The 24,636-nt window shown below is 66.6% G+C and carries 24 protein-coding genes; 18 read left to right on the plus strand and 6 right to left on the minus strand.

Going from position 1 to position 24,636, the window contains the following annotated elements:
- On the minus strand, positions 1-992 hold a 992-nt coding region (locus tag DWV11_RS04870), incomplete at its 3' end, for an NAD(P)/FAD-dependent oxidoreductase (RefSeq protein ID WP_136017880.1).
- Between the two features lie 277 nt (positions 993-1,269).
- Between DWV11_RS04870 and nirD the strand changes: the two genes are divergently transcribed.
- The gene (gene nirD / locus DWV11_RS04875; protein ID WP_115787767.1) at positions 1,270-1,638 is read left to right on the plus strand and encodes a nitrite reductase small subunit NirD; all 369 of its coding nucleotides are present in this window, start codon (positions 1,270-1,272) and stop codon (positions 1,636-1,638) included.
- A 61-nt stretch (positions 1,639-1,699) separates the two neighbouring features.
- Here the strand turns inward: nirD and DWV11_RS04880 are convergent, their stop codons facing one another.
- The 3 genes from DWV11_RS04880 to DWV11_RS04890 all read right to left on the minus strand — a co-directional run bounded on the left by DWV11_RS04880 (position 1,700) and on the right by DWV11_RS04890 (position 5,798).
- Positions 1,700-3,109, minus strand: a complete 1,410-nt coding sequence (locus tag DWV11_RS04880; RefSeq protein WP_115787768.1) for an aldehyde dehydrogenase family protein — start codon at positions 3,107-3,109, stop codon at positions 1,700-1,702.
- Positions 3,110-3,269: 160 nt separating this feature from the next.
- Positions 3,270-3,824, minus strand: coding sequence for a hypothetical protein (locus DWV11_RS04885; RefSeq protein WP_115787769.1), 555 nt, complete (start codon positions 3,822-3,824; stop codon positions 3,270-3,272).
- 30 nt (positions 3,825-3,854) lie between these two features.
- Positions 3,855-5,798, minus strand: a complete 1,944-nt coding sequence (locus DWV11_RS04890; RefSeq protein WP_115787770.1) for a primary-amine oxidase — start codon at positions 5,796-5,798, stop codon at positions 3,855-3,857.
- Between the two features lie 101 nt (positions 5,799-5,899).
- On the opposite strand from DWV11_RS04890, the gene DWV11_RS04895 reads away from it, so the two are divergent.
- The 12 genes from DWV11_RS04895 to DWV11_RS04950 all read left to right on the plus strand — a co-directional run bounded on the left by DWV11_RS04895 (position 5,900) and on the right by DWV11_RS04950 (position 15,348).
- The gene (locus tag DWV11_RS04895) at positions 5,900-6,514 is read left to right on the plus strand and encodes a TetR/AcrR family transcriptional regulator (RefSeq protein WP_115787771.1); all 615 of its coding nucleotides are present in this window, start codon (positions 5,900-5,902) and stop codon (positions 6,512-6,514) included.
- Positions 6,515-6,753: 239 nt separating this feature from the next.
- Positions 6,754-7,152 carry a hypothetical protein gene (locus tag DWV11_RS04900; RefSeq protein ID WP_245953438.1) on the plus strand — a complete coding sequence of 133 codons (399 nt, stop codon included), beginning with the start codon at positions 6,754-6,756 and terminating at the stop codon, positions 7,150-7,152.
- 179 nt (positions 7,153-7,331) lie between these two features.
- Complete coding sequence (locus DWV11_RS04905) at positions 7,332-7,559, plus strand: Flp family type IVb pilin (protein ID WP_115787772.1); 228 nt, start codon at positions 7,332-7,334, stop codon at positions 7,557-7,559.
- A 48-nt stretch (positions 7,560-7,607) separates the two neighbouring features.
- Positions 7,608-7,835, plus strand: coding sequence for a Flp family type IVb pilin (locus tag DWV11_RS04910; RefSeq protein WP_115787773.1), 228 nt, complete (start codon positions 7,608-7,610; stop codon positions 7,833-7,835).
- Positions 7,836-7,956: 121 nt separating this feature from the next.
- Positions 7,957-8,331 (plus strand): TadE/TadG family type IV pilus assembly protein, encoded by a 375-nt coding sequence (locus DWV11_RS04915; RefSeq protein ID WP_115787774.1) that lies wholly within the window; start codon positions 7,957-7,959, stop codon positions 8,329-8,331.
- Positions 8,319-9,350 carry a Tad domain-containing protein gene (locus tag DWV11_RS04920; RefSeq protein WP_115787775.1) on the plus strand — a complete coding sequence of 344 codons (1,032 nt, stop codon included), beginning with the start codon at positions 8,319-8,321 and terminating at the stop codon, positions 9,348-9,350. The genes DWV11_RS04915 and DWV11_RS04920 overlap by 13 nt, the downstream gene beginning before the upstream one ends.
- Before the next feature lie 34 nt (positions 9,351-9,384).
- Entirely contained in the window at positions 9,385-10,155 is a 771-nt protein-coding gene (cpaB, locus tag DWV11_RS04925) for a Flp pilus assembly protein CpaB (RefSeq protein ID WP_115787776.1), read from the plus strand.
- A complete protein-coding gene (locus DWV11_RS04930; protein ID WP_115787777.1) occupies positions 10,152-11,345 on the plus strand; it encodes a CpaE/TadZ family protein in 1,194 nt (397 codons plus the stop codon). The genes cpaB and DWV11_RS04930 overlap by 4 nt, the downstream gene beginning before the upstream one ends.
- A gap of 255 nt (positions 11,346-11,600) precedes the next feature.
- The gene (locus DWV11_RS04935) at positions 11,601-12,941 is read left to right on the plus strand and encodes a TadA family conjugal transfer-associated ATPase (protein WP_245953441.1); all 1,341 of its coding nucleotides are present in this window, start codon (positions 11,601-11,603) and stop codon (positions 12,939-12,941) included.
- A gap of 7 nt (positions 12,942-12,948) precedes the next feature.
- Positions 12,949-13,881 carry a type II secretion system F family protein gene (locus tag DWV11_RS04940; RefSeq protein WP_115787778.1) on the plus strand — a complete coding sequence of 311 codons (933 nt, stop codon included), beginning with the start codon at positions 12,949-12,951 and terminating at the stop codon, positions 13,879-13,881.
- An 8-nt stretch (positions 13,882-13,889) separates the two neighbouring features.
- Entirely contained in the window at positions 13,890-14,774 is an 885-nt protein-coding gene (locus DWV11_RS04945) for a type II secretion system F family protein (RefSeq protein ID WP_115787779.1), read from the plus strand.
- A gap of 124 nt (positions 14,775-14,898) precedes the next feature.
- Positions 14,899-15,348, plus strand: coding sequence for an Hpt domain-containing protein (locus tag DWV11_RS04950; RefSeq protein ID WP_115787780.1), 450 nt, complete (start codon positions 14,899-14,901; stop codon positions 15,346-15,348).
- Positions 15,349-15,365: 17 nt separating this feature from the next.
- Here the strand turns inward: DWV11_RS04950 and DWV11_RS04955 are convergent, their stop codons facing one another.
- Positions 15,366-16,166, minus strand: a complete 801-nt coding sequence (locus DWV11_RS04955) for a response regulator transcription factor (protein ID WP_115787781.1) — start codon at positions 16,164-16,166, stop codon at positions 15,366-15,368.
- 437 nt (positions 16,167-16,603) lie between these two features.
- Here DWV11_RS04955 and DWV11_RS04960 point away from each other — a divergent pair, with 437 nt between their 5' ends.
- The gene (locus DWV11_RS04960) at positions 16,604-18,139 is read left to right on the plus strand and encodes a sensor histidine kinase (RefSeq protein WP_245953439.1); all 1,536 of its coding nucleotides are present in this window, start codon (positions 16,604-16,606) and stop codon (positions 18,137-18,139) included.
- Here DWV11_RS04960 and DWV11_RS04965 read toward each other — a convergent pair.
- Positions 18,132-18,632 (minus strand): NUDIX hydrolase, encoded by a 501-nt coding sequence (locus DWV11_RS04965; RefSeq protein ID WP_115787783.1) that lies wholly within the window; start codon positions 18,630-18,632, stop codon positions 18,132-18,134. The genes DWV11_RS04960 and DWV11_RS04965 overlap by 8 nt on opposite strands.
- Before the next feature lie 197 nt (positions 18,633-18,829).
- Here DWV11_RS04965 and DWV11_RS20045 point away from each other — a divergent pair, with 197 nt between their 5' ends.
- From DWV11_RS20045 to ggt, 4 genes are all read left to right on the plus strand, one after another.
- Positions 18,830-19,300, plus strand: a complete 471-nt coding sequence (locus tag DWV11_RS20045; RefSeq protein WP_168404574.1) for a hypothetical protein — start codon at positions 18,830-18,832, stop codon at positions 19,298-19,300.
- A complete protein-coding gene (locus DWV11_RS04970) occupies positions 19,297-21,483 on the plus strand; it encodes a bifunctional polysaccharide deacetylase/glycosyltransferase family 2 protein (RefSeq protein ID WP_245953440.1) in 2,187 nt (728 codons plus the stop codon). The genes DWV11_RS20045 and DWV11_RS04970 overlap by 4 nt, the downstream gene beginning before the upstream one ends.
- A 114-nt stretch (positions 21,484-21,597) precedes the next feature.
- Positions 21,598-22,611, plus strand: coding sequence for an isopenicillin N synthase family dioxygenase (locus DWV11_RS04975; protein ID WP_115787785.1), 1,014 nt, complete (start codon positions 21,598-21,600; stop codon positions 22,609-22,611).
- A gap of 101 nt (positions 22,612-22,712) precedes the next feature.
- Positions 22,713-24,560, plus strand: a complete 1,848-nt coding sequence (gene ggt / locus DWV11_RS04980) for a gamma-glutamyltransferase (RefSeq protein WP_115787786.1) — start codon at positions 22,713-22,715, stop codon at positions 24,558-24,560.
- Positions 24,561-24,636 lie beyond the last annotated feature (76 nt).

Genomic DNA, 24,636 nt, shown 5'->3' on the forward strand with positions numbered 1-24,636 from the left:
GGGAAGGTGGCCTGCCCGCCGTGCAGGCGGTCCGCGACGATCTCGGCCATCGTGTTCGCCGGAGCCACCAGGCCCATGCACATGCCCTCGAAGTTGGCCACCTCACCAATCGCGTAGATGCCCGGGATCTCGGTTTCGCATCCCTCGTCGATGACTACGCCGCCGCGGGGGCCGAGCGAGAAGATCTGCTCTTCGCCGTCGGCTGCCCGGAACAGCTCGTCGCGGGGACGCACGCCGATGGCGACGATCACGATGTCCGCCGCGATGGTCCGGCCGTCGGCCATCAGGACGCCGGTGACCTGGCCGTCGTCGTCGGACACAACTTCGGAAGGGAACACGCCGCCGTGGATCTCGAAACCCTTTTCCTTGATGAGGCGGCCGAGCGCCTGGCCTGCGCCTTCGTCCAGCTGCGTGGCCATCAGCCAGTTCGCGCCGTCGATGACCACCGGGGTGGCTCCCAGCTGCTCCGTGCCGGCGGCGGCCTCCAGTCCCAGCAGGCCGCCGCCGATGGTCACCGCGGTGACCTCGCGGCCCAGCTTTTCACGGAGTGCGGCAATTGCGCCGTTGATGGCCCAGACGTCTTCGAGGGTCCGGTAGACGTGGGTGTTCTCGGCGCCCGGAATGGGCAGACGGGCCGCGTTCGATCCGGTGGCAACCACCAGGGCGTCAAACGCGTAGCTGTTCCCGGCCGCGGTTTCGACGGTCTTGGCGTCCGGGTTGATTTTCACGACCCGCTCGCCCGTGCGCAGGTCCAGTGCCTTGTGGTCCCACATGGCCGCATCGCCCAGGGTGAGGTCGTACTCCATATCGGTCAGCGCCTTGCTCAGCGCCACGCGGTCGTAGGGAAGGTGTGCTTCTTCGGTGAGCACGGTCAGTTGCCAGCCCTCCAAGCCGCGGGTGTGCATGGCATCGGCGAAGCGGTGGGCAGCGGGGCCGCCGCCGGCAACGACAATCCGGCGCGGGGCATTGGGGCTGGTGGTGTGTGCGTTCATCGGCACCCTTTCACATGCGCCGCAGAACGTCCTCTACGACTCCTGCGAGTAGCTTATGGACGGGCAGTTTCACGTCAGTTTCCCGATTGTTTCGGGGGCTTAACTTCCGGATCACCACGCCCTTCAAGCCGGTGTGAGCACTCCTTTACGGGGCCGACACATGGGTCGCATCCGGCTGAAACATCCCGTGCCTACCGTTGTTGCAGGCTGCACACTGCCTGTCCGGTGGCGGCATCGGAGCCGCCGCACCCGGCGGGCCAAGCGATAGGGGTTGAACATGGCCATTGGTCTTGAAAGCATCGAACGTCAGGTTGAAGAGCACGTCGGCGCGTGGCATCGCGTCTGCGCCGTCGAGGAACTGGAATTCGCCTGGGGCGAGGCCGCCCTGGTGGACGGCAGGCAGCTCGCGCTGTTCCGCCTGGAGTCCGGTGAGGTCTATGCGGTGGCCCAGCAGGATCCCGCCACCCTGTCCCACGTGATGGCCCGCGGCATCACCGGCTCCCGTGGCGGGCGTCCCACCATCGCCTCCCCGCTGCACAAGGAGGTGTACGACCTGCAGACCGGCGAATGCTTCACCACCCCCGGACTCCGCCTGGACAGCTACGCCACCCGGATCGTGGACGGCTTCCTCGAAGTGGCGGTCTGAGCCTTAACCGCGCACAAGGGCACCACCGGAATTCCGGTGGTGCCCTTTGCGCATGCGCAGATCAGCCGTTGATCACTTGGGGAACACCGAGGGCTTTGAGGCCTTCGGTGCCGAATTCGAGGCCGTAGCCGGATTGTTTGGCGCCGCCGAAGGGGATGCGGGGGTCCACGGCTCCGTGCTTGTTGATCCAGACGGTGCCGGCCTGGAGGCGGGCGGCGACCTCCCGGGCGGCGGCGGGGTCGGCGGACCAGACGGAGGCGCCGAGTCCGACGTCGAGGGCGTTGGCCATCTCCACCGCTTCGTCGACGGTGGTGTAGCGGATGATGGGCAGGGCGGGGCCGAACTGTTCCTCGGTGACGAGCGGGTTGGTGTTGTCGATGTCGGCCACGAGGGTGGTGGGGTAGAAGTAGCCGGGCTGGTCCGGGTCGGGGTTGCCGCCGGTGAGGATCCGGGCGCCGGAAGCTTTCGCTGACTCGACAAGGCCTGCGACCACGTCGTACTGGGCTTTGTTCTGCAGGGGGCCCAGGACGTTGTTTTCGTCCAGGCCCACGCCCATGGGCATGGCCTGGGCGACGGCGGTGAGTTCGTCGCAGACGGCGTCGTAGATGGTGTCGTGGACGTAGAGGCGCTTGAGGGCCGCGCAGGTCTGGCCGGTGTTGATGAAGGCGCCCCAGAAGAGGTCCTGGGCGATGGTCTTGGGGTCGGCGTCGGGCAGGACGATGCCGGCGTCGTTGCCGCCGAGTTCGAGGGTGAGGCGTTTGATCGTGTCAGCTGAGGAACGGATGATTTCGCGGCCGGCTGCGGTGGAGCCGGTGAACATGATCTTGCCGATCGCGGGGTGCTCGGCGAGGCGGGCGCCGACTGCGCGGTCGCCGGAGACGGCGTGCAGGATGCCGTCGGGGAGTTCTTCGTTGAGGACCTTGATCAGGGCCAGGACGGAGAGCGGTGTCATTTTGGAGGGTTTGACGACGGCGGTGTTCCCCATGCGCAGGGCGGGGGCGACCTGCCAGATGGTGATCATCATGGGCCAGTTCCAGGGTCCGATCGCGCCGACGACGCCGATGGGGCGGTAGTGCAGTTCGGCGTGGGTTGTCCCGTCGTTGACTACGGTTTCGGGATCCAGGACGGTGGTGGCGGCGGTGCGGAGCCAGGCGGCGCAGGCACCGACTTCGAAGCGGGCGTTGGGGCCGTTGAGGGGCTTGCCTTGCTCGCGGGAGAGCAGTTGGGCCAGTTCCTCGGCGGAGCGTTCGACGGCGTCGGCGGCCCTGAGCAGCGCGGCGGAGCGGGCGTCGTGGCCGGCCGCGGCCCAAGCCGGCTGGGCCTCGGCCGCGGCGGCGATTGCCTGCTCGAGGTCTTCGATCGTCTGGACCGGGGCCTGGCCTACCACCTCACCGGTGGCCGGGTCGAGGATGGTCCGGGTTTCGCCGGTGGCCGGGGTGATAGAGGCCAGCAGGGCGTCGTAGCTTTCCAAGGTGTCACTCCACTCTGAGTAGTCGGTGTCCGCCTGCGGCCTGGCTGCAGGCGGTGTGTTGAGTCTGCCTGCCCCTCGGCGGGGCGGCTTGTCTATCCGGGAAGGGCAGTTGTTGGCCGGCGAACGAAGTCCGCCGCCAACAGAGTTCACGCGGGCAGGTTCAGGCGGCCATGAGGAGCATGGCGCCCAAGGCTCCCGCCGAGGAGAACGCCTCGACGGGGTGGGCCAGCCGGCGGAACCGCAGCGCCCGCACGGCCAGCAGCAACGAATAGCCTGCTACGGCGGCAGCGAGCGCGGTGGCCAGGAAGGGCGTGAAGCCGCCCCCGCCCTGGTGCGCGTGGGTGCCGTGGAGCGCCCCCTGCGCCATCGGCTGCAAGCCAGTGACGAGGAGTGCGAACATCCCCAGGACGGAGAGCGCCCGGTGCAGTTCCATGCCGCTGCGGCGCTCCTTTCGGAGCAGGACCAGCGGCAGCGGAGCCGTCAGCAGCAGGAGCAGCGCCCAGACCACTCCGGGAAGCAGGCCGGGGCCGAGGGTGGTGTCTGCCATGGCCGCGAGCATCACCGCCATCGGACCCCACTGGCCGAGATTCCGGAAGACCCCCGCGCCCAAGAGGCCGATCCCCGGGGCGCCGTCCCGCCGTCTTCCTTCACTCAGGGGGCACAGGACGCCGACGATGCAGCAGGCGAGCATTACCGCGGTGAGGACCGTGTGCATGGCATCTCCTCCGGTGTACGCGCCGGCGGCTCAGCGCCCGCTGTGGCAGTGGCCGCCGGAGGGCTTCGACGCCGGAACATCCAGCACCGGGCTGCGGTCGAAGAAGCCTTCCGGGCGCAGTTTGAAGCCCACGGTGTCCACCGGCATGATCGGCCAGTCCTCCGGGCGCGGGAAGTGGGTGAGGCCGAAGGTGTGCCACACAACGATGTCCTGTCCGTCGATGTCCCTGTCCTGGGCGATGTAGGCGGGCAGACCCGCACCGCCGGAGTGCTGGTTGACGAAATCGCCGGTGGGGTAGAGCTCGCCCTCCGCGTGGCGGGTCACCCAAAGGTCCTTCGTGGCGAAGGCGGCGCGCCGGGCGATCGAGGAGCCGGGATCGGCCAGCAGCGTGGGCTGGTTCTCGGAGTGCAGCTTGTAGCCCACGGCCTCGCCCAGGCGGTTCCTGGATTCCGGGTTGGAGATGACCCAGGTGCGTCCGCGCCGGGCGTCGGCCTCGCGGACGCCGTCGGATTCGCGGGCGAGCACGGTGCGCTTACGGGAGAACGCATTGCCGCGCGGGTTCCCTTCGCCCATGGCCTGCCGGACCACGTCCTCCTCCTCCACGCGGTTGGTGAAGCCGTCGACGGCGAAGTCCAGCCGGGCGCTGAAGAGGTGCTGGTGGTAGGGGGCGCCGAGGCCCGGTGCCAATTGGGAGATGTTGTCCGAGCCGCCTTCGGGGAAGGCGCTGGTGAAGACGACGCCGGTGGCCTTGGCTTCGAATTCGATGGTGCCGTCAAGGTAGAGGTACCAGTAGAAGCCGTAATCGTAGTTGCCGATCGTGGTGAAGAAGCTGACCACCAGGCGGCGGTTGCGGCGGGTGTAGTTGACCCCGCTCCACAGGTCGCTGTGTTTGGCGAGGATGCTCCAGTCCTCTTCGTGGATGCAGACGGCATTGCGGATTTCGCGCGGGTTGCCGAAAGAGTCGCTGACCACCGGGCTGAGGTAGGTGATCTCGCCGAGGCAGTCGCAGCCCAGTTCCAGCGAGTTCGCGTACTGGCCCACGAGGTATTCGCCGGTGTCGAAGTAGTTCTGCCAAGAGCGTACGGGGGAGGGGTCGCCGTAGGGGACCACCATTTCGGCGATGGAAGCACGCTTGAGGATGCTTCGGCGGCGGCCGCCGTCGTCGAACGCCACGTTGTGCAGCACCACGCCTTCGCGGACGTCGAATCCGACCTCGAGGCTCCAGTTCTCCCATTCGAGGTGGTTCCCGCCCTGGATGGTGAAGCTGGGGCCTTCGGGCTGGGTGATGTGGAGGGGCTTCTGGGTGGTGCGCAGCGGGCCGGTCAGTTCCGGGTCGGTGTAGTTGCCGTGCTCTGCGGGGACCGGCATGGCACCGAAGTCCAGGACCTGGGTGACTTCTTTGTTGACCACATCGATGTAGGCAACCAGGCCGTCGACGGGGTGTGCCCAGGCGTTGTCTTCGGGGAACTCCTGGACGAAGGCCAGCCCGCGCAGGATGCGGCGGCCCTTCTCCTCGGGGTACTCGAAGACGCCGGCGGACAGGGGAGCCACCCGCACCTTGGCGACGTCGAGGTTCCGCGCTGCGAGGGCCTTGAGCCAGCGTTCGTCCTGGGCGAGCACCGCTTCGACCAATACGAATTCCTCCTCGATGACCGGGAGTTCGCCGCTAACGGCGGTGTCCGGCTCGAGGTTGCGGATGATTTCGCTGTGCCCACCGTCCCCGGTTTCAAGGGCGACGACGACGTCGCGAGCGGTTCCGGTGGCTACGTTGTGCAGGAAGACCCGGAAGCGGCGGACCGGGGTTTCCGCTGCATCCACCGCGGCGTCGCGGGGCGGGTCCATGAGGCCGAGATAGGCCACGCGGGTGGATTCGTCGAACAGCCCGGTGTCGCGGAGGACGGTCTTGACAGCGGTGATCTCGCCCGCGGTGACTGGCGAGTATGCGGCGGTTGCGGGAATGGCGGATGCGCTCATGAGGGGCCCCTTGGGAACGGCGGTTTATTTTCTATGTGCGTAGACAATAGCAGCGTGTAAGGTGAGTCACAACAGTTGTAGAAAAAAGATCCGGGGGCTGCGTGCCAAAAATCGTCGATCATGACAAGCGCCGGGTGGAACTCGTTGAAGCCACCTGGCGGATCATCGCCCGGCGCGGGATCGAAGGCGCCACAATGCGCGAAATCGCGATGGAAGCGGGATTCGCCAACGGTGCCTTGAAGCCGTATTTCCCCACCAAGGACGACCTCCTGTCCTTCGCCTTCGCGCACGTTTTCAACCAGACGAACGCGAGGATCGGAAGCGTTTCGGGCGGGCTGACGGGGCTGGCAGCGCTGCGCAGCTTCTGCCATGAAATACTGCCGCTCGACGCCGAACGGCTCAGCGAAGCCCGGATCGCCATCGCGTACTGGCAGCGGGCGCTGACGGATCCTGAGAAGGCCGCGCTCCACGACCGCTCGATGGAGCAATGGCGCCGCGAACTGTTCGGCAGGCTGCACGAAGCACGGGCCGCCGGTGAACTGCGGGACGGCCTGGATGACGACGATGTGGTCGGCGGAATCATGACCTTCGTGCTTGGAGCGCAGATCACGGCGACCCTCTCGCCCTCGCACCATTCCCCGGAGCAGTTGCGCTCCCAGCTGGAGTCGTGGGTCTCGCTGATGCGCGTCCAGCGGCCGGAGGCGGGCACGGACTGAGGCCGGACCAAGTAGTGCGTGGCTTTCCCGGGTAGGGAATTGAGTACCCGCACGGAACTACTTGAATTGTCGGCTCCGAAAATGGAGTACCTGCCACTCGTGACGGCTCTTCGGGGCGCCGGATTCAATGGAACGTAGCTGGTCTCAACCGCAGTTCATGACTCTGGGGGTCATACAATGTCTGCTTTCTGCAATGCCGTTGTTCCTTTTCCGCACCGCCCGTTGACGGAGGCAGTGCGATGAGCACGGGAATGGAATCCGCTGCCATGTTCGCAGGGTCGCTGCCCGGACTGGTCATGATGACCCTCGGTCAGACGATGGTGGTTGCCTGCCTGTGCTTTGACCTGATGCGTGCGCTCTCCGTGCCCCGCTCGCACCGCCGCTACGTGGCCAGCACCGTTTTCCGGACCTTGGCGGTGCCATCGGTCCTCGTCATGGGGGTCAGCGTGCTGGTCGACGCGATCTTCTCCTCCTGGCTCGATCTGGTGATGGGCGTCCTCGTGATGGTGACGATCATTTTCCGCTTCCACCAGGACAAGGACGAGGACAACTGGTGGAAAGGCAAGGGCCGGAAGCTGGCCGGATGGGCCCGCCGGCAGCTCGCCCCGCGGGGTGGATTCGCCCCGGCGATGGGCTGAGCGGCCAGGGCTCCTAAGCCGGGGTTTCCCCGGGTTTAACGCAGGATTTGCGCAGTTTGGCGAGCATTCCCACAGGATGTTCCAAGGACCACGCAACGCGGTGTTGGGCGTTGCTATGTTGATTGCGAGCTGGTGCTGGGCCAGCCCGAAATCCCCCCAAACTCGCTCAGGAGTTATCAATGCTTTCTCTCATCTCCAACACCGCATCGCGCCTCCGCCGTGAGGAAAAGGGCGCCACCGCCGTTGAATACGGCATCATGGTCGCCCTGATCGCCGTCGTCATCATCGTCGCCGTCACCTTGCTCGGCGGAAACCTCAAGGAGACGTTCAACAGCACGGCATGTTCCGTCAAGGGTGGCACCTGGACAGCATCCACTTCCACCGTCGCGGGCAGCTGCTCGAAGTAGGTCCTCCCGCCTAGCGGAACGACCGGCCTATCTCATTAAGGAGCTGCAATGTTTTCCACCATCGTCATGTCCGTAGCCCGCGCGCGGCGGGATGAGGCAGGCGCCACCGCCGTTGAATACGGCATCATGGTCGCCCTCATCGCCGTCGTGATCATCGTTGCTGTGACCTTGCTCGGCGGAAACCTCGTCGAGACGTTCAACAGCACTGCCTGCAGTGTCAAGGGCGGTGCCTGGACGGCGTCCACGTCCACCGTCGCCGGAAGCTGCTCGAAGTAAGCAGACGCCCTGGGTGGGTGGGGCCGGTTCCCACCCACCTGCACGATCCCACTTATGGCGCCCCCAAGCCGAAACTCCCGTTCAGACGCACGTAGCGCTGCAGCACGAAAGGCAGTTCCCCATGTCCAGGAACTCAGAACGCGGTGCCGTGGCAGTCGAATTCGCATTGCTGGCACCGGTCCTGGTCCTCCTGCTACTTGGAATCATGGAATTCGGGCGGGCCTACAACGCACAGGTGTCACTTTCCAACGCGGCACGCGAGGGCGTCCGCGTCATGGCGATCTCGAACGACCAGACTGCAGCCAGGACGGCGGCCAAGAACGCGGCCGTCTCCCTGAGCCCGCAGCTCGCGGACGCCAACTTCACCTTCAGCCAGGCGAATTGCTCCTCCGGCGGGCAGATGTCGTTGACCATCAAGTACACCCTCAGCACCCTCACCGGAATCGCCGGTCCGTTCCCGATGCAAGGCGTAGGAGTCATGCTATGCGCCGGCTGATGCCCCGCGGCGAAGACGGCGAGCGTGGCGGAGTCGCCGTGCTGATCGCACTGGCGCTCGTGGTGCTCCTCGGGTTCGCGGCCCTCGCAGTCGATGCGGGAATGCTGTACTCCGAACGGGCGCAGGTGCAGAACGGAACCGACTCCGCGGCCCTCGCCGTCGCACAGAAGTGCGCAGCGAACGTTGCCGACCCCAACTGCCTGGCAGCCTCCCAATTCGCAGCCGACCTCGTCAACAAGAACGCCGTGGATGGCGCCAGCAACGTCAAGTCGGTCAACTTGGACCTGGTCAACCGCAAAGTCACCGTGACGGGTGGAGCCAAGCAGGCCGGCGGGTCCCAGGGCGGGGTTTCACTCTTCTTTGCCAGGGTCCTCGGCTTCGGCACAGCGGACGTCGAGACCACCTCGAAGGTCGAGTGGGGCAGCGCCTATGCCGGCAGGACCGCTTTTCCGCTTGCCTATTCCATCTGCCAGGTGCAGGGCTACATCGGGGGAGCCCTGCAACTGCTGCAGGACCATGGAAGCGGCGCCAATCCCGGCTGCCTGTACGGACCCTCGGGTGCGGCGGTGGCGGGCGGGTTCGGCTGGATCACCCAGGATCCCGGCGTCTGCGGCGGGACGATCGACCTCGCGGTCAGCGAGGGCGGCAGCGCACCGGGCAACAGCGCGCCAGGCAACTGCGCCGCCACCCTCCAAAAGTGGGCCGACAACCTCACGGCCGGGCGCGACGTCGTCGTCCTCCTCCCCGTCTTCAACGCCGTGACCGGCACCGGAAGCGGCGCAATCTACCACCTCGTGTCCTTCGCGGCCTTCAAGGTGGCGGGATGGAAGTTCAGCGGCAACAGCGACGCACCGGACACCTTCCGCAACTCAAGCCCCGACGTCCCCGCAGCGCTTTCCTGCACCGGAAACTGCCGTGGAATCATCGGCAGCTTCATCAGGTACGTGTCCCTGTCCGACGGTTACTCGCTGGGCCCGGTGGACGCGTTCGGAGCGACCATTGTGCGCCTCACCAACTAGCTTTTCATCCCAATTGTTTGAACAGGAGTAGCAAGTGAAGTCCCGCTTGTTGGCCGGATCCGCAGCTGCGCTGCTCGCCGTCATCGGAGTGATCCTCGTCTTCTCATACGCCCAGGCTGCCGATCAGCGTGCCGTCCAGAACCTCACGCCGGTCGACGTCCTGATTGTCAAGACGGCGGTTCCCGCCGGTACGCCCGTCGAGGCCATGAAGGCCTCACTGGCCACACAGCAGCTGCCCGAATCGGCGGTTCCGAAAACGGCCCTGCACACGCTGGGCGACGAAGCCGGCAAGGTGGCCGCCGTGGACCTGGTGCCCGGCGAGACACTGCTTGCCGAGCGCCTGGTCGCCCCTGACGAGCTCAAGACGCCGGGCAACGTCACGGTGCCGGCGGGCCTCCAGGAGGTCTCCTTCCAAGTGGAACCCCAGCGGGTTGTCGGCGGCCGCCTGGCCCCCGGCGACCACATCGGCGTGTTCATCTCCCAGGTCGCCGGAAAGGATGCGGACAAATCGGGAGCAACCAAACTGGTGATCCACAAGGTCCTCGTGACAGCTATCCAACGCGCGCCGCAGCCCGCGGCGTCCGCGCAGCCGACTCCGGCCCCCAGCCAAGGCGCACCCTCTGCTGACCCCCAGGACACCACCCTTCCGAACGGATCCCTCCTCCTGACCGTGGCCGTCAACGACGTGGACGCCGCGAAGATCGTGTACGGCAACGAGTTCGCCAAGATCTGGCTGAGCAAGGAGCCGTTGAACGCGAAGGTCAGCGGACCCAGGATCGTCGACGGAAACGAGGTCTTCAAATGAGCCGCTTTGTCCTGATCACCCCGAGTGTCGAATTCGACCAGCGGCTGCGCCAGGCCGTAGCGGGCGGGCTGCCCGGAAGTGTGCAGACCTTCTTCACCAATATCCTGCCGTCCGACCCCTCCGAACTGTTCGGTGCCCTCAACCAGGAACAGTTCGAAGTGCTGATCCTGGGACCTGAGGTTCCCGTGGAGGAGGCCCTGCGCCTGGCCACAGTGCTCGACGTCCGCGCACCCGAGCTGAGCGTCATCCTGGTCACCGAACCGGAATCGGGGTTCGTCCTGCAGGCCATGCGCTCGGGCATCCGTGACATCATGAGCCCCGCCGCGGACGTCGCCCAGATCCGCATCATGCTCGAGCGGGCCTGCCAGTCCTTCGCCAGCCGCCAGCGCACCCTGGAACCGAAGCAGGCCCACGCGCCCAAGGGCATGGTGATCGGCGTCTTTTCCCCCAAGGGTGGCGTGGGCAAGACGACCATCGCCACGAACATTGCCGTGGGCCTGGGAAAGATCGCGCCGATGGGTGTGGTGATTGTGGACCTGGACCTGCAGTTCGGCGATGTCGCCTCTGGCCTGTACCTGAACCCGGAACACACAGTGACCGACGCCGTCACCCCCTCGGCAAGCCAGGACTCCTTGGTCCTCAAGGCGTTCCTCAGCGTCCATCCGGCAGGAATTTACGCCTTGTGCGCCCCCAAGGACCCTGTGGAGGCTGACGAAATCACTCCGGAACAGGTCAGCCGGCTGCTCGAACAGCTGGCGGAAGAGTTCCAGTACGTGGTGGTGGACACTGCGCCGGGGCTGCCCGAAGTCGGGCTTGCCGCGCTCGAACAGTGCACAGACGCCGTATGGGTCACGGGCATGGACGTGCCAAGCGTCCGCGGCCTCCGCGCAGGCCTGGACATCCTCCGGAAGCTGGACCTGCTGCCGGAAACGCGCCATGTGGTGCTCAACATGGCCGATTCGAAGGCCGGCCTGTCAGTCCAGGATGTCGAAGCCAACATTGGTGCCCCTGTCGATGTGAGCCTTCCCCGGTCGAAGGCTGTTGCCCTTTCCACCAACCGCGGCGTTCCCGTGCTTCAGGACGCCGTGAAGGATCCAGCCGTGAAAGGCCTCAAACAACTCGTTGAACGCTTCAATCCTGCGTGGCGTGCCACCGCGCAGCGCCAACTGCACAGAAGGGTGGTGGTCTAGGTGAAACTCTCCCAGCGGCTGCGTGCCGCCGAGGACAAGACGGGCGGTCCCTTCAGTGCCGCCTCGGCAGCTGCGCGTCCCGCAGTGAACCGCCCGGATTTCAACCGTGCCGCCTTGAGTCCTGAGCCCGGTTCAGCTGGACAGACGGTCCATGGCCCGGTGGTGCCTGGCGTCGCTCCCTTCGCCGACTCCGCACCGCAGGCCACGCCCTACTTGCCGGGGAAGGCGACCGGCCCCGGAAAGACCCATGCCTCCCTGAAGCTCGCCGAACACGCGGACCAGGGCAAGACCAAGGTCCAGCAGCCGGTGGATGCCTTCGCCGCGCTCAAGGCGCGGGCCGCGACAGCGTTGTTCGAACGTCTGGGCGCCCGGTTCAACGACTCTGCACTGAGCGAACACGAGTTGCGGGCGACGGCCCGGGAAGAACTGATCCGGATCGTCGACGCCGAGCAGGTTCCGCTGTCTGCAGAGGAACGGAGCCGCCTCGTGGGGGACGTGGCGGACGACGTCCTCGGCTACGGGCCGCTCCAGCGGCTGCTGGACGACCCGGACATCACCGAAATCATGGTCAACAGGATGGACCAGATCTACGTCGAACGAAAAGGCAAGCTGACCCTGACGGACTCCGGCTTCAGCTCCGAAGAGCACCTCCGGCGGGTGATCGAGCGGATCGTCTCCAAAGTAGGCCGCCGGATCGACGAATCCTCCCCGCTCGTCGACGCACGTCTCGAAGACGGATCCCGCGTCAACGCCGTGATCCCGCCACTCGCCGTCGGCGGCTCGTCCCTGACCATCCGGAAGTTCAGCAAGGTGCCGCTGACCGTCCGGAACCTGATCGACTTCGGCACGCTCACCCCCGAAATGGCCGAACTCCTCAATGCCTGCGTCAAAGCGAAGCTGAACATCATCGTGTCCGGCGGCACAGGCACGGGAAAGACCACGCTGCTCAATGTCCTGTCCTCCTTCATCCCCGATGACAACCGCATCGTCACCATCGAGGACGCCGTGGAACTGCAGATCCAGCAGCGGCACGTGGTGAGGCTCGAAAGCAGGCCCCCGAATACGGAGGGAAAGGGCGAGGTCACCATCCGGGAGCTCCTGAGGAACTCGCTGCGCATGCGTCCGGACAGGATCGTCGTCGGGGAGGTCCGCGGCGGGGAGTCCTTGGACATGCTCCAAGCCATGAACACCGGCCACGACGGCTCGCTGTCCACGGTCCACTCGAACTCACCCCGGGACGCCGTGGCTCGCCTCGAAACGCTGGTCCTCATGGCGGGCATGGACCTGCCGCTACGGGCGATCCGCGAGCAGATCGCGTCCGCGGTTAACCTCATCGTGCAGATTTCTCGCCTGCGGGACGGTACCCGGCGGATCACGCACGTGACGGAAGTCCAAGGCATGGAAGGAGAGGTGGTCACCTTGCAGGACGCGTTTGTCTTCGACTACTCGGCGGGCGTGGATGCGCATGGGACGTTCCTCGGCCGGCCGGTGTCCACCGGCATCCGGCCCCGGTTCATCGACCGCTTCAACGACCTGGGCATCCACGTTTCCCCCGAGGTCTTCGCCGCGCCGCTGGCATCGGCCGCGAGGGCGTGAGCAGGCCATGATCCTCCTGACAGGCACGGCCCTCATGCTTTCCGCCATCGTGCTGTTCAGCGTCGCGGTGATCCTGCCCAAGAGCCCCGTGGTTCCCCTGGACCGGCGGCGGCCCTACCGGGCAGACGCCGGCTCCCAACTGACGCGCTTCGCCGGCTCTGCCTCGGGCGCCATCCACGGTGTGCTGGTCCGGCGCAACGTCCGGTTGTTCAACCGGGAAGAACTGGAGAACGCCGGGCTGCGGACGAGCCAGGCCGAGTTCTTCATCCTCGTGATCGCGGGTGCGTTCGTGGGTGCATTGATCGGGGTTGTCGCCGGCGGGCTCCTGCTCGCTGTGCTCTTCTTCATCCTGGCGCCCTTCGTGGCGAAGCTCGTCCTGAGGTTCCGGACCGGCAAGCGGCGCGCGAAGTTCGATGAGCAGCTCGGAGACACTCTGCAGCTGCTCTCCGGCGGCCTGCGCGCCGGGCACAGCATCCTCCGCGCGATCGACGCTGCCGCCACCGAATCGATCAGCCCGACTGCTGAAGAAATGCGCCGCATCATCACCGAAACCAGCCTCGGCCGGGAACTCCAGGCATCGCTTACCGACACCGCAGAGCGCATGCGCAGCGAGGACTTTGTGTGGATCGCCCAGGCCATCCAGATCAACCGCGAGGTGGGCGGCAACCTGGCCGAAGTCCTGGACCAGGTCAACGAGACCATCCGGGAGCGCAGCGAAATCAAGGGTCACATCAAGTCCCTCGCGGCGGAGGGAAAGTTCTCCGGATACATCCTGATGGCCCTGCCCTTCGGCATCACCATCATGCTCATGGTGGTGAATCCCGGCTACATGAACGTGATGTTCACCAATCCTCTCGGCTGGGCCATGATCGGGGCCTCAGCCGTCCTCATGACCATCGGCGGTCTCTGGATGCGCAAGATCATCGACCTGAAATTCTGAGGTGAACCGTGAATTCCTTGCTCCTTTTGTCCCTGCTGCTGGTGCCGCTGCCGCTTGCCTACCTGGCGTGGTCGGTCCTTTCGGTGGACCGCAGGACCCGGCGTTCCGTCCGGGAGCTCCTGGCACGCGGGGGAGTCGTCGTCGACGACGGTCCGCAGCGGCGCGGCGGTGCCCTCGACAGCCTCGGGTACAGGCTGACCCCGGGAAGCTATGTCCAGAAACTTGACCGACTGCTCTCCCTGGCGGGCCGCCCTCCGTCACTTCCGCTTGGCCGCGTCCTCGCGGCCAAGCCTGTGCTCGCCTTGGGCGGCGCCCTGCTGGGTTTCTACATCGGCAGCAGCAGCGACAGCGGGATCCTGAAGCTCGTGGGGATCTTCGTTGTGCTGCTGGGGTATTTCATCCCGGACCTGATGCTGTACAGCAAGGGTCAGGAACGGCAGAAGACCATGCAGCTGGAACTGGCCAACACCATGGACCAGATGCTGATTTCGGTCGAGGCCGGCCTTGGTTTCGAGGGTGCGATGGCGCGGGCCGGTGAAAACGGGAAGGGTCCGCTGGCCGAGGAACTGGTGCGCACGCTCCAGGACATGCAGGTGGGCCGCAGCCGCCGAGAGTCCTACCTGGCCCTGGCGGAGCGGTCCAACGTTCCGGAACTCCGCAGCTTCGTGCAGGCTGTGATCCAGGCGGATACTTACGGCATCGCCATCAGCCGGGTTCTCCGCGTCCAGGCGAAGGTCATGAGGGTGAAGCGGCGCCAACGTGCCGAGGAGAAGGCGATGAAGCTTCCGGTGATGATTCTCTTCCCCCTGCTGTTCTTCATTTTTCCCGTGCTGTTCATCGCGATCCTCGGCCCGGCGGTCATCAACACCATCACAACCTTCAGCGGCGGCTGAGCCTGGTATTGCATTCCTGGAATTAGGTGGCGGTCAATAAACCCCCTAAAACCACAAGTCTTAGGATTTCCTCAGGAAAACCACAAGAACCGTTTTTCCGGAATTCAGAAAGTAGCATTGAGCTATGCCCAGTCCAGGTACCAGCGAAACCGGTGACGTGCAACCCGTGCGCACGGGTTCCACCGACGATTCCCATGGGCCTGCTGGTGCCGGGTCCACGCAGCCCTTATTGGACCTTGCGGTTTTCCAGCTCCTGGAGGACCAATTGGACAATCCGCTCATTGCCCGGAGCTTCGCCAGCGATTTCGCGAAACTCTGGACCCTTCGCTATGAGGTCCTTGCCCGTGCGGTGGAACGCGGCGACGCCGCCGGGGCCATGGAAGCCATCCTCAGCCTTAAAACCTCCTCAACTATGGTCGGAGGAGTCCGCCTGGCGTTGTTGGCAGGACAATTCGAGGAGCAAATCCGGAACGGCGATTTGGCGGATGCAGGCTCGCTGCTCGCCGCCGTTTTGGAATGCGGGCATGCCACGGTGCTCGAACTGCGGGGCAGTTATGTTCTCCGGAACGAGTAATGCCACAATTGCGCCGGCTAGTCCGGCCGCTCGGGAGCGAGGCGGTATCCGATGCCCCGGACGGTCACGAGGAAACGCGGCGACTGCGGGTCCTCCCGAAGCTTCCGGCGAAGATTGCCGATGTGGGTTTCAACGGCGCGTTCGTCGGCCTCGCTGATATATGCGTCGTCCTCGTAATAGTCGCCCCGGGCGGCCCGGACCAGGTCCGTCTTCGTGCGCACCGCTCCTTTGCCGCGCAAGAGGTCATACAGCAAGTCGAATTCGCTCCTCGTCAAGTTCAGCGCGGATCCTTGAAGCGAAACCGTCCTGGTCTTGTAGTTGAGCACGAGGCCGTTGTGCCTGATCACTGCGTCATCAGGACGGTCCTGCCGGGACGAATCCCGGTCTTCCGGGCCGCGGTCGTGCAGTGCCCCGCGGAATTCCCCCACGGAGGCCGGCACCGTGGCGGCCCGTGGCCGGCGCATCATGGCGGTGACCCGGGCCCGCAGCTCGCGGGGGAGGAATGGCTTCCTGACGTAATCGTCGGCGCCCGTGAGGAACGCCGTGAGCGTTTCGCTTTCGTCCTGCCTGGCCGTCAGCATCAGCACATAGGCGTCGCTGAACTGCCGGATCCGGCGCAGGACTTCATGGCCGTCCATATCCGGAAGACCGATATCCAGGGTGACAATTGACGCCTGTTGATGTCGTACGACTTCCACGCCTTCGCGCCCGGTTGCGGCGGAATGCACCACAAAACCGGCTTCCTTGAGGATGGCGTCAACCAAATTCCGGACGTCTTCGTCATCCTCGATGACTACAGCTACCCCAGGCTCGCTCATGTGTATCCTCGAGTCGGGACATCGCCGCACAGCCCAGCGCAATGCGGGGGGTGTCCTCGAATAGCAACGATACAAGCATCGACGTTATTTGGCACCTAATATGTGGATTATGTGCCGCCCCAAAAGTCCAGATCCGCTGCGCAAGGCCGTGATTCCCGGCCGTCTGCCCGATGGCGGATGCCCGCTCTCCCTGCAGGGGTCCTTGTTCCTGGAATCGCCGTTGCTACAATCGCCCAAAGTAGCAATTCCCCCCAACGGTTTCGCCTACGAAAGGTCCTGCCTTGAGTGAGCAGGCTATTCTCCGCACTGCCGGCCGTTTTTTCCGGAAACTCAGGCCGCGGGCGCGTCTGGCTGTCTGTGAATTACCGCTGACGCTCATCGTCGGCGGCTTGGTGATCGCGGCGCCCACCTTGTGGCCGGGCCTGCTCCAGAATTGGATGTTTCTCACCGGCGTCGTCCTCCACGCAATCCTGTTCCTGGCCTGCCTGCTGGTTCCCTGGGAACGCCTCGAACCACATGCCAGCCTGGCCATTCCCATCCTGGACTTACTGGCTCTGTGCTTTACCCGGAACGGCGCGTTCGGCGTGATACCCGGCCTCACGGTCCTTTCGGTCTTTCCCGTGATCTGGCTGGCGGCCTCGGGCATGCTTTCCAAGACGAGCCTCATCCTCAGTTTCGCGGGGCCTTTCCTTATTGCGTTGCCGACACTGCTTGCGCGCCTGCCCACCCCCACGGCGTCGGACATTTCCTCGGTGGTCCTCTTCCCGCTCATGATGTTTGCGGTGGCGCTCTCCATCCGGCTGGCAGGTTCCTATGCACGCCTCCAGGAGAGGCGGGTCAGGCACCGGGACCGGGTCCTGCGGCAATTACTCGCCGCCAGCAGGGAGCGCGAAAACCTGCTGCAAACCATCCTGGACACCATCGACGTCGGAATTGTCGCCGTGGACTCCAAAGGCGAAACGCTGCTGGTCAACAACCAGCAGAAGGCCTTCCTGGGCCTGGCGGATCCCACGGGAAACGCGCAGGCGGGTGGGGAGCAACTCATTTTCGGCCAGGACCGACGCACCCCGCTCCCGCCCGAAAAGGATCCCGTGAAAAGGGCACTGCAGGGCGAAACCTATTCCGACTACCTGGTGTGGTTCGGTGCCGGGACGGAGCAGAGGGCCATGTCGACCGCTGCACGCGGCATGAAGAACGACGTCGACGGCGGGTTCGGGGGCGCGGTGGTCTTCTTCCGGGACCAGACCGACGTCGTCAACGCCCTTGCAGCCAAGGATGAGCTGGTCGCCAACGTTTCGCATGAGTTCGGCAGCCCCCTCACGGCCATTCTCGGCAACCTCGACATCGTGATGCGCGGCGCCCCGGAACTTGAAGCCGGAGCGAGGCGGGGGCTGGAGGTTGCGGAACGGAACGCCGAACGGTTGCGGGTCCTCGTGCAGGATCTGTTGTCGTCTGCCGCGTCCGTCGAGAGTGTGCAGTTGCGGCCCACGGACCTGGCGGGACTCGTCGAAAACAGCCTGGGTTCGGCCCGCGCCCAGGCCGACGCAGCCAACGTCGACCTGGTAGCGGACGTGCCGGCTCCGCTCTGGGCGGATGCCGATCCGCTGCGGCTGGGCCAGGCCCTGGACAATCTGGTTTCCAACGCCATCAAGTATTCGCCGGGCGGCGGATTGGTCAGCGTCAGGGCAACGCGGGACGACGGCTGGGTCCGCCTTGAAGTGCAGGACACCGGAATGGGCATGACCGAGGACGAGGCTGCCAGGATATTCAACCGCTTCTTCCGTACCGCAGCGGCCCGCCAGGCGGCGATTCCGGGCGTCGGGCTCGGACTGTCCATCACCAAGTCCATCGTGGAGCGGCACGGAGGAAGCATCACCTGCAGCAGCAGGCCCGGGAAGGGAAGCACGTTCACCGTGGCGCTGCCTGCCGGGCCGTCCGGAAACCCCGGACCCCGTCCGCCGGCGTTCAACTAGGACCCGGCCAACTAGGACCCGGCGCCCGACTCCTGGGGTGCTCCAGCAGCGCGTCAAGGATCGGGAGCTGGCCCCGGACCAACAGGGTCCGGGCCTCGGCTTCCGGGATCCACGCCGCCCGGTCGATCTCGGGGAAATACTGGACCCGGCCCGATCCCTTCGGCCATTCCAAGGGAAAGGTGTTGCTGCGGATCTCCTCCGGTCCGAAGTCGGCTTCGGCCGCGAAGACCGTGATCACTTTGCCTGAAGGCTGCCGGAAGGCGCCGAGCCGGAAATAGTCAGCGGACGGGGCAGGGGACCCCATCTCCTCGGCGAACTCGCGCCGGGCGGCCAGCCAGGGGTCCTCGTCAGTGGAATATTCGCCTTTGGGAAGGGACCAGGCATGTGCCTCCTTGCCGGCCCAGAATGGTCCGCCCATATGGGCGATCCACACTTCAAGTCCGGCGTCGGCGCCCCGCCGGTACAGCAGGATGCCCGCGCTGACGACACTCACTTGAGCTCCATGCTTCTAGGCTATCCGGGGACGGTGTCGGCCGGAGGCGGCGCCGCGCTAGCGCCCTTCGCCCCGGCCCTTGGCCTGAATGCACCGCGCCACGGCCGGACCGGACCGCGGTCGGGGCCCCGTCCGGACGCCCCCCGGGAGGACGCTCTCCATGAGCCGGCCGGCGGATCGGCTAAAATTGATGCCCGATGGCAGATCTCAGAGAAAACCCCGTCCGTGTCCAGCCCCTGGCTTCCCAGGGGCCGATCTTTGTGGATGCCTCGGGGCGGCGCCTGCGGAAAATCAAGATCGCAGGCCTGGCAGCCGCGGCCCTCGTGGCCGGATACGTCGTCCTGCTGCTGTTCGCCTTCATCGGCGGCTCCAACGTCGCAGCGCCCTACCTGCCGCTCCCGGTCCCGGCGGCCGGCGACCGGCTGGCTCCCTCCAAGGAAGCCCAGCCACCCGGCAGCGGGACTCCGGCAGCGGAACCCTCCGCCCCGCCCGTCGTCGGGCAACCCGCAGCCCCGGAGCATGCCGTACCCGCCGCGGACCCGGCCACCAGTGCCGCACCCGAACCCGCCGCCGTTGCTCCCACCGCCGACCCGGCCGCCACGCGCCCGGGCAAGAGCGACGAGGCCCCGGGCCAGGCCAAGCGGCCAAGCAGCCCCGCGCACCCGTGAGCGCCCGCCGTCCGCTGCGGCGCCCGGATCGGGCCGGCGTCAAGGCACACTGGTTCATCCTGCTCGCCGTCCTCGTGTCGATAGCTGCCGCCCTGCTCGTCCAGGGGTACATGCACCACCTCGCCGGAATCAGCGACGACTCCGCGCCGGCCACAGGGACCGCCACCACCGTCCCGAAGACCGTGAGCGGAGGAGGCCCTGTGGTCGACTCCCGCGGGGGCACCGTGCACTCCGTCCGCCCGCCGGAGCGCACCCTCGCGCTGACCTTCGACGACGGACCCGACCCCGAGTGGACACCGCGCATCCTGGACGTCCTCCGGAAGCACCACGTCCACGCAACCTTCTTCCTGGTGGGCTCGGCCGCCGTCGACAACCCGGAGCTGGTCAAGCGGATCGTGGCCGAGGGGCATGAGATCGGTGTCCACACTCTGACCCATGCCGACCTCGGCAGTGCCCAGCAGTGGCGCCGGCAGCTCGAAGTCCAGGGGACGCAGAAGGTGATCTCGGGAATCACCGGGCAGGCCGCGTCCCTGTTGCGCCCGCCGTACAGCTCCGGGAACGACGCCATCAATGACGGCACCTGGTCGGCGATGCAGGACCTCGCGGACGACGGGTACCTGAGCGTATTCAGCACCCTCGACAGCAAGGACTGGCAGCGCCCCGGTGCCGCGGACATCGAGCAGAAGCTCGCCTCGCCCGGCGCGCAGGGCCAGGTGGTCCTGATGCACGACGGCGGCGGGGACCGGGCGGAAACCGTCACTGCCCTGGATGCGGCCCTTGGGCGGTGGGCCGCCCAAGGCTACAAGGTAACCACCGTCGGCGCCGCCGTCGGCATCGAAAGCATGCGGCAGGCCTCCATGCCGGAGCAGCTCAGCGGCACGGCGTTCGTGTGGGGCATCCGGCTCAGCGATTTTGTCGTCACGGCCATCTCGTGGGCGCTCGTCGTGGCCGGCGTCGTGACGCTTGCCCGCGCCGTGCTCGTGGTGGGCTTTGCGGCACGCCACAGCCGCATCGCCCGCCGCCTCAGGGCCAATGGCCGCGGCCGGCGCCGCGTGGACGTCGCTGTCCGCCCCGGAGTCACCGAGCCGGTCAGCGTCATCGTTCCGGCTTACAACGAGGCGGCCGGCATCGAGGCCGCCGTGCGTTCCATCGCCGCCTCGACCCACCCGGTGGAGATCATCGTGGTCGACGACGGCTCCACCGACGGCACCGCGGACCTCGTGGAGGCACTTGGCCTTCCCCGTGTCACGGTCATCCGCAAGGTCAATGGAGGCAAGCCCTCGGCCCTGAACGCCGGGCTGGAGGCTGCCAGGCATGGCCTTGTGGTGATGGTCGACGGCGACACCGTGTTCGAACCCGGCACGGTCCATGCCCTCATCCAGGCCTTCGCCGATCCTGCCGTGGGCGCCGTCTCCGGCAACACCAAAGTGGTGAACCGGGGCGGCATCCTCGGCGCCTGGCAGCACATCGAGTATGTGGTGGGGTTCAACCTGGACCGCCGCCTTTTCGACCTCGCCGAGTGCATGCCCACCGTACCGGGCGCCATCGGAGCCTTCCGGCGTGAGGCCTTGCTCGCCGTCGGGGGAGTCAGCGAGGAGACCCTCGCCGAAGATACCGACCTCACCATGTCGCTGTGCCGGGACGGCTGGCGGGTGGTGTACCAGGACGATGCGCGTGCCTGGACCGAGGCGCCGGCAACCCTGGGCGCCCTGTGGCGGCAGCGGTACCGCTGGTGCTACGGGACGCTGCAGGCCATGTGGAAGCACCGCCGCGCCGTCGTCCAGGGCGGTGCCGCCGGCAAGCTCGGCCGCCGCGGCCTCGGATACCTCCTGGTCCTGCAGGTGCTGCTTCCCCTGTTCGCGCCCGTGGTGGACGTGTTTGCCCTCTATGGCCTGTTCTTCCTGGATCCGTTGCGGATCGCCGCCCTCTGGCTCGGCTTCCTGCTGGTGCAGCTTCTGATGGCCGCCTACGCGTTCCGCTTGGACAAGGAGCCGCTCCGGCCGCTGTGGGCGCTTCCGCTCCAGCAGTTCGTGTACCGCCAGCTCATGTACGTGGTGGTCATCCACTCGCTCGTGACGGCGGTGGCGGGCCTGCACCTGCGCTGGCACAGGATGGAGAGGTACGGCAGCCTGAGCGTCCCAACGGCCGCCCACGGCGAAAGCCGGGCCCCTTTCCAACGGTAAGGCCGCCGGGCGGACGGCTTTCGGCGCGCAAGGTAGGCACCATCGCGGCAGGTACGTAACATTGGAGCCACTACAGGCAGCAGCTTGCCAAGTCCGTCGAAAAGGAATATCGCAGTGGCTCTTGAGACTTTGCCCGTCCTCGATTTTTCCCGCTTGCAGGCCGGTCCGGAGGAGGCGGCCAGATTCCGCGACGAGCTCCGGGACGCCATGCATGAGGTCGGGTTCCTGTATCTGTCCGGCCATGGCATTCCCCAGGAACTCACGGACGCGATGCTTGATGTGTCGAGGCGGTTCTTCGAACTCCCGGAGGAACAGAAGCTCGCCCTGGAGAACGTGAACAGCCCGCAGTTCCGTGGCTACACGCGGATGGGCGGCGAGCTGACGGCCGGCGCGGTCGACTGGCGCGAGCAGATCGACATCGGCGTCGACCGCGACCCGGTGCCGCCCGGTCCGGGGGTGGCCGACTACTGGCGCCTGGAGGGCCCGAATCTCTGGCCGGAGGCCCTTCCCGAAATGCGGGGGATCGTGGCTGAGTGGATGGACCGGCTGAGTGCGGTATCCCTTGACCTCCTGAGGGCATTGGCGGTTTCCCTGGGCGCCCCGGAAGACACCTTCGACGAGGCCTTCGCGGCCCGCGCCTTCCCCGTGCTGAAGATCGTCCGGTACCCGGGCGAGTCCGATCCGGACCCGAAGCAGGGGGTGGGTTCACACCGTGACGGCGGCGTCCTGACCCTGCTGCTGGTGGAGCCGGGCAAGGGCGGCCTGCAGGTCGAGCACGACGGGAACTGGATCGACGCACCCCAGGTTCCGGGCAGTTTCGTGGTGAACATCGGCGAAATGCTTGAACTGGCCACGAACGGCTACCTCAAGGCGACACTGCACCGGGTGATCTCACCGCTGCGGGGCACGGACCGGATCTCGCTGCCGTTCTTCTACAATCCGGCCCTTGATGCCCGGATGCCGCAGCTCGCTGTGAGCCCGCAGTTCCAGGCGAAGGCCCGCGGGCTGTCCGTCGATCCGACCAACAGCCCCATCCTGGAAACCTACGGCGACAACGCCCTCCGGTACCGGCTCCGCGCCCACCCGAACGTGGTGGCCGCCCAGCACGCCGACCTGCTGAAGGACTGACCGTCCCGCCGCTCCGCGAACAGCCGGGTCATTGAGTGTGTCCCGGGCCGGGGGTAGGGTGGGCGCCACCTTCACCAGCACCGAGCCCCAGGGGAGCGACCATGCCTGAAATGCGACGTCGACTGGCTGCCATCATGGCGGTCCTGGCCTTGAGCGTAACGAGCGGAGCCCTCGTCAGCCCCGCGACCGCGGACCCGCGGTCCACAGATAAGACAGCCACTGCCACCGGATACGGGGGAGCCGTGAGCACCGTCGACCCGGAGGCTTCGGCGGCGGCGATCGAGGTGCTGCGCAAGGGCGGCAACGCGGCCGATGCCGCCGTCGCCGCTGCCGCGACCCTCGGCGTCACCGAACCGTACAGCGCGGGGATCGGCGGTGGCGGCTACTTCGTCTACTACGACGCGCGGAGCGGCCAGGTGGGCACCATCGACGGCCGGGAGACCGCGCCGGCCGCCATGCCGCACGACGCCTTCATCGATCCGGCCACGGTCACCCCGCAGAATCCCGCGGGCAGCCCCTACCGTTTCACGCCGGAGCTGGTCACCAGCGGGGTGTCCGTCGGCGTCCCCGGCACCCCTGCCACCTGGGAACGGGCCCTGCAACGGTGGGGGACCCTCGGCCTGGGTGAGGCGCTGAAGCCTGCCATCAAGGTGGCCACCCGCGGCTTCGTGGTGGACCGGACCTTCCGCCAGCAGACCCTCGACAACAAGGTCCGCTTCGGGGCGTTCACCTCCACCAGCAAGCTGTTCCTCCCCGGCGGCGACGCACCCGCCGTCGGAAGTGTCTTCAAGAACCACGAACTCGCTGCGACGTACCGGTTGCTCGCCGAACAGGGCACCAGCGCCTTCTACGGCGGAGCCCTCGCCCAAGAGATCGCCGGGACGGTCCAGTCCCCGCCGAAGACCGCCGGCACCGGCTTGCCCGTCCCGGCGGGCCACATGACCGCGGCCGATCTTGCCGCCTACCGTGTGGTGGACCAGGCACCTACCCATGTGGACTACCGGGGGCTGGACGTCTACGGCATGGCGCCCTCCAGCAGCGGCGGCACCACGGTCGGCGAAGCGCTGAACATCCTGGGCACCTTCGACATGGCCGGCATGCCCACGGCCAATGCGCTGCACCACTATCTTGAGGCGAGTGCCCTGGCCTTTGCGGACCGCGCCAAATACGTCGGCGACCCCGCCTTCGTCCAGGTCCCGACGGCGGCACTCACCGATGAGCTGTTCGGCAAGGAACGTGCCTGCGGGATCGACCCGCTGCACGCCGCCGCCAAGCCCGTCGCCCCGGGCGACGTGACCGCGTACGACGGCGCCTGCCCGCCTGCCGCCGCGGCCGCCGCCGAGGACCGCGACACCGAGAACATCTCCACCACCAACCTGACGGTCGCCGACAAATGGGGCAACGTGGCCGAGTACACCCTGACGATCGAACAGACCGGCGGTTCGGGCATCGTCGTTCCCGGCCGGGGCTTCCTGCTCAACAATGAACTGACCGACTTCTCCACCGTGTACAAGGCCGATGACCCGAACCGGATCGACCCCGGCAAGCGGCCGCGCTCGTCGATGTCGCCCACCATCATCCTCAAGGACGGCAAGCCCTTCCTCGCGCTGGGTTCGCCCGGTGGCTCTACGATCATCACCACCGTGCTGCAGACCATCCTCAACCGGGTGGATCTCGGCATGAGCACCCCGCAGGCGATTGCCGCGCCCCGCGCCGCGCAGCGGAACACGGCCAACGTCACCGCGGAACCGGAGTTCATCACCGCCTACGGCAGCCAGCTGGCACCGTTCGGCCACACGCTGGTTCCCTCGGGCGACGCCTTCACTTCGGCGGCGGAGATCGGCGCGGCCACCGCCATCGAGTTCCTGCCCGACGGCTCCATGCTCGCCGCGGCCGAGCCGGTGCGGCGCGGTGGCGGTTCGGCCATGGTGGTGACGCGTTCGCCCTAGACGATATGTGTGAGGGGGCTGCGGCCCGGGGTGGGTTCCGGTCCTTCTGATCGTCCATTGTCGCCGGGACGGCTCC

This window comes from Arthrobacter silvisoli (assembly GCF_003369445.1).
Lineage (GTDB): Bacteria > Actinomycetota > Actinomycetes > Actinomycetales > Micrococcaceae > Arthrobacter > Arthrobacter silvisoli.

Excerpts from the sequence above, each read along its gene's own strand:
- nirD (WP_115787767.1), top strand. The coding sequence starts at position 1,270 with ATGGCCATTGGTCTTGAAAGCATCGAACGTCAGGTTGAAGAGCACGTC.
- DWV11_RS04885 (WP_115787769.1), bottom strand. The coding sequence starts at position 3,824 with ATGCACACGGTCCTCACCGCGGTAATGCTCGCCTGCTGCATCGTCGGC.
- DWV11_RS04890 (WP_115787770.1), bottom strand. The coding sequence starts at position 5,798 with ATGAGCGCATCCGCCATTCCCGCAACCGCCGCATACTCGCCAGTCACC.
- DWV11_RS04900 (WP_245953438.1), top strand. The coding sequence starts at position 6,754 with ATGAGCACGGGAATGGAATCCGCTGCCATGTTCGCAGGGTCGCTGCCC.
- DWV11_RS04905 (WP_115787772.1), top strand. The coding sequence starts at position 7,332 with ATGCTTTCTCTCATCTCCAACACCGCATCGCGCCTCCGCCGTGAGGAA.
- DWV11_RS04910 (WP_115787773.1), top strand. The coding sequence starts at position 7,608 with ATGTTTTCCACCATCGTCATGTCCGTAGCCCGCGCGCGGCGGGATGAG.
- DWV11_RS04915 (WP_115787774.1), top strand. The coding sequence starts at position 7,957 with ATGTCCAGGAACTCAGAACGCGGTGCCGTGGCAGTCGAATTCGCATTG.
- DWV11_RS04920 (WP_115787775.1), top strand. The coding sequence starts at position 8,319 with ATGCGCCGGCTGATGCCCCGCGGCGAAGACGGCGAGCGTGGCGGAGTC.
- DWV11_RS04930 (WP_115787777.1), top strand. The coding sequence starts at position 10,152 with ATGAGCCGCTTTGTCCTGATCACCCCGAGTGTCGAATTCGACCAGCGG.
- DWV11_RS04940 (WP_115787778.1), top strand. The coding sequence starts at position 12,949 with ATGATCCTCCTGACAGGCACGGCCCTCATGCTTTCCGCCATCGTGCTG.
- DWV11_RS04950 (WP_115787780.1), top strand. The coding sequence starts at position 14,899 with ATGCCCAGTCCAGGTACCAGCGAAACCGGTGACGTGCAACCCGTGCGC.
- DWV11_RS04955 (WP_115787781.1), bottom strand. The coding sequence starts at position 16,166 with ATGAGCGAGCCTGGGGTAGCTGTAGTCATCGAGGATGACGAAGACGTC.
- DWV11_RS04960 (WP_245953439.1), top strand. The coding sequence starts at position 16,604 with ATGTTTCTCACCGGCGTCGTCCTCCACGCAATCCTGTTCCTGGCCTGC.
- DWV11_RS20045 (WP_168404574.1), top strand. The coding sequence starts at position 18,830 with ATGGCAGATCTCAGAGAAAACCCCGTCCGTGTCCAGCCCCTGGCTTCC.
- ggt (WP_115787786.1), top strand. The coding sequence starts at position 22,713 with ATGCCTGAAATGCGACGTCGACTGGCTGCCATCATGGCGGTCCTGGCC.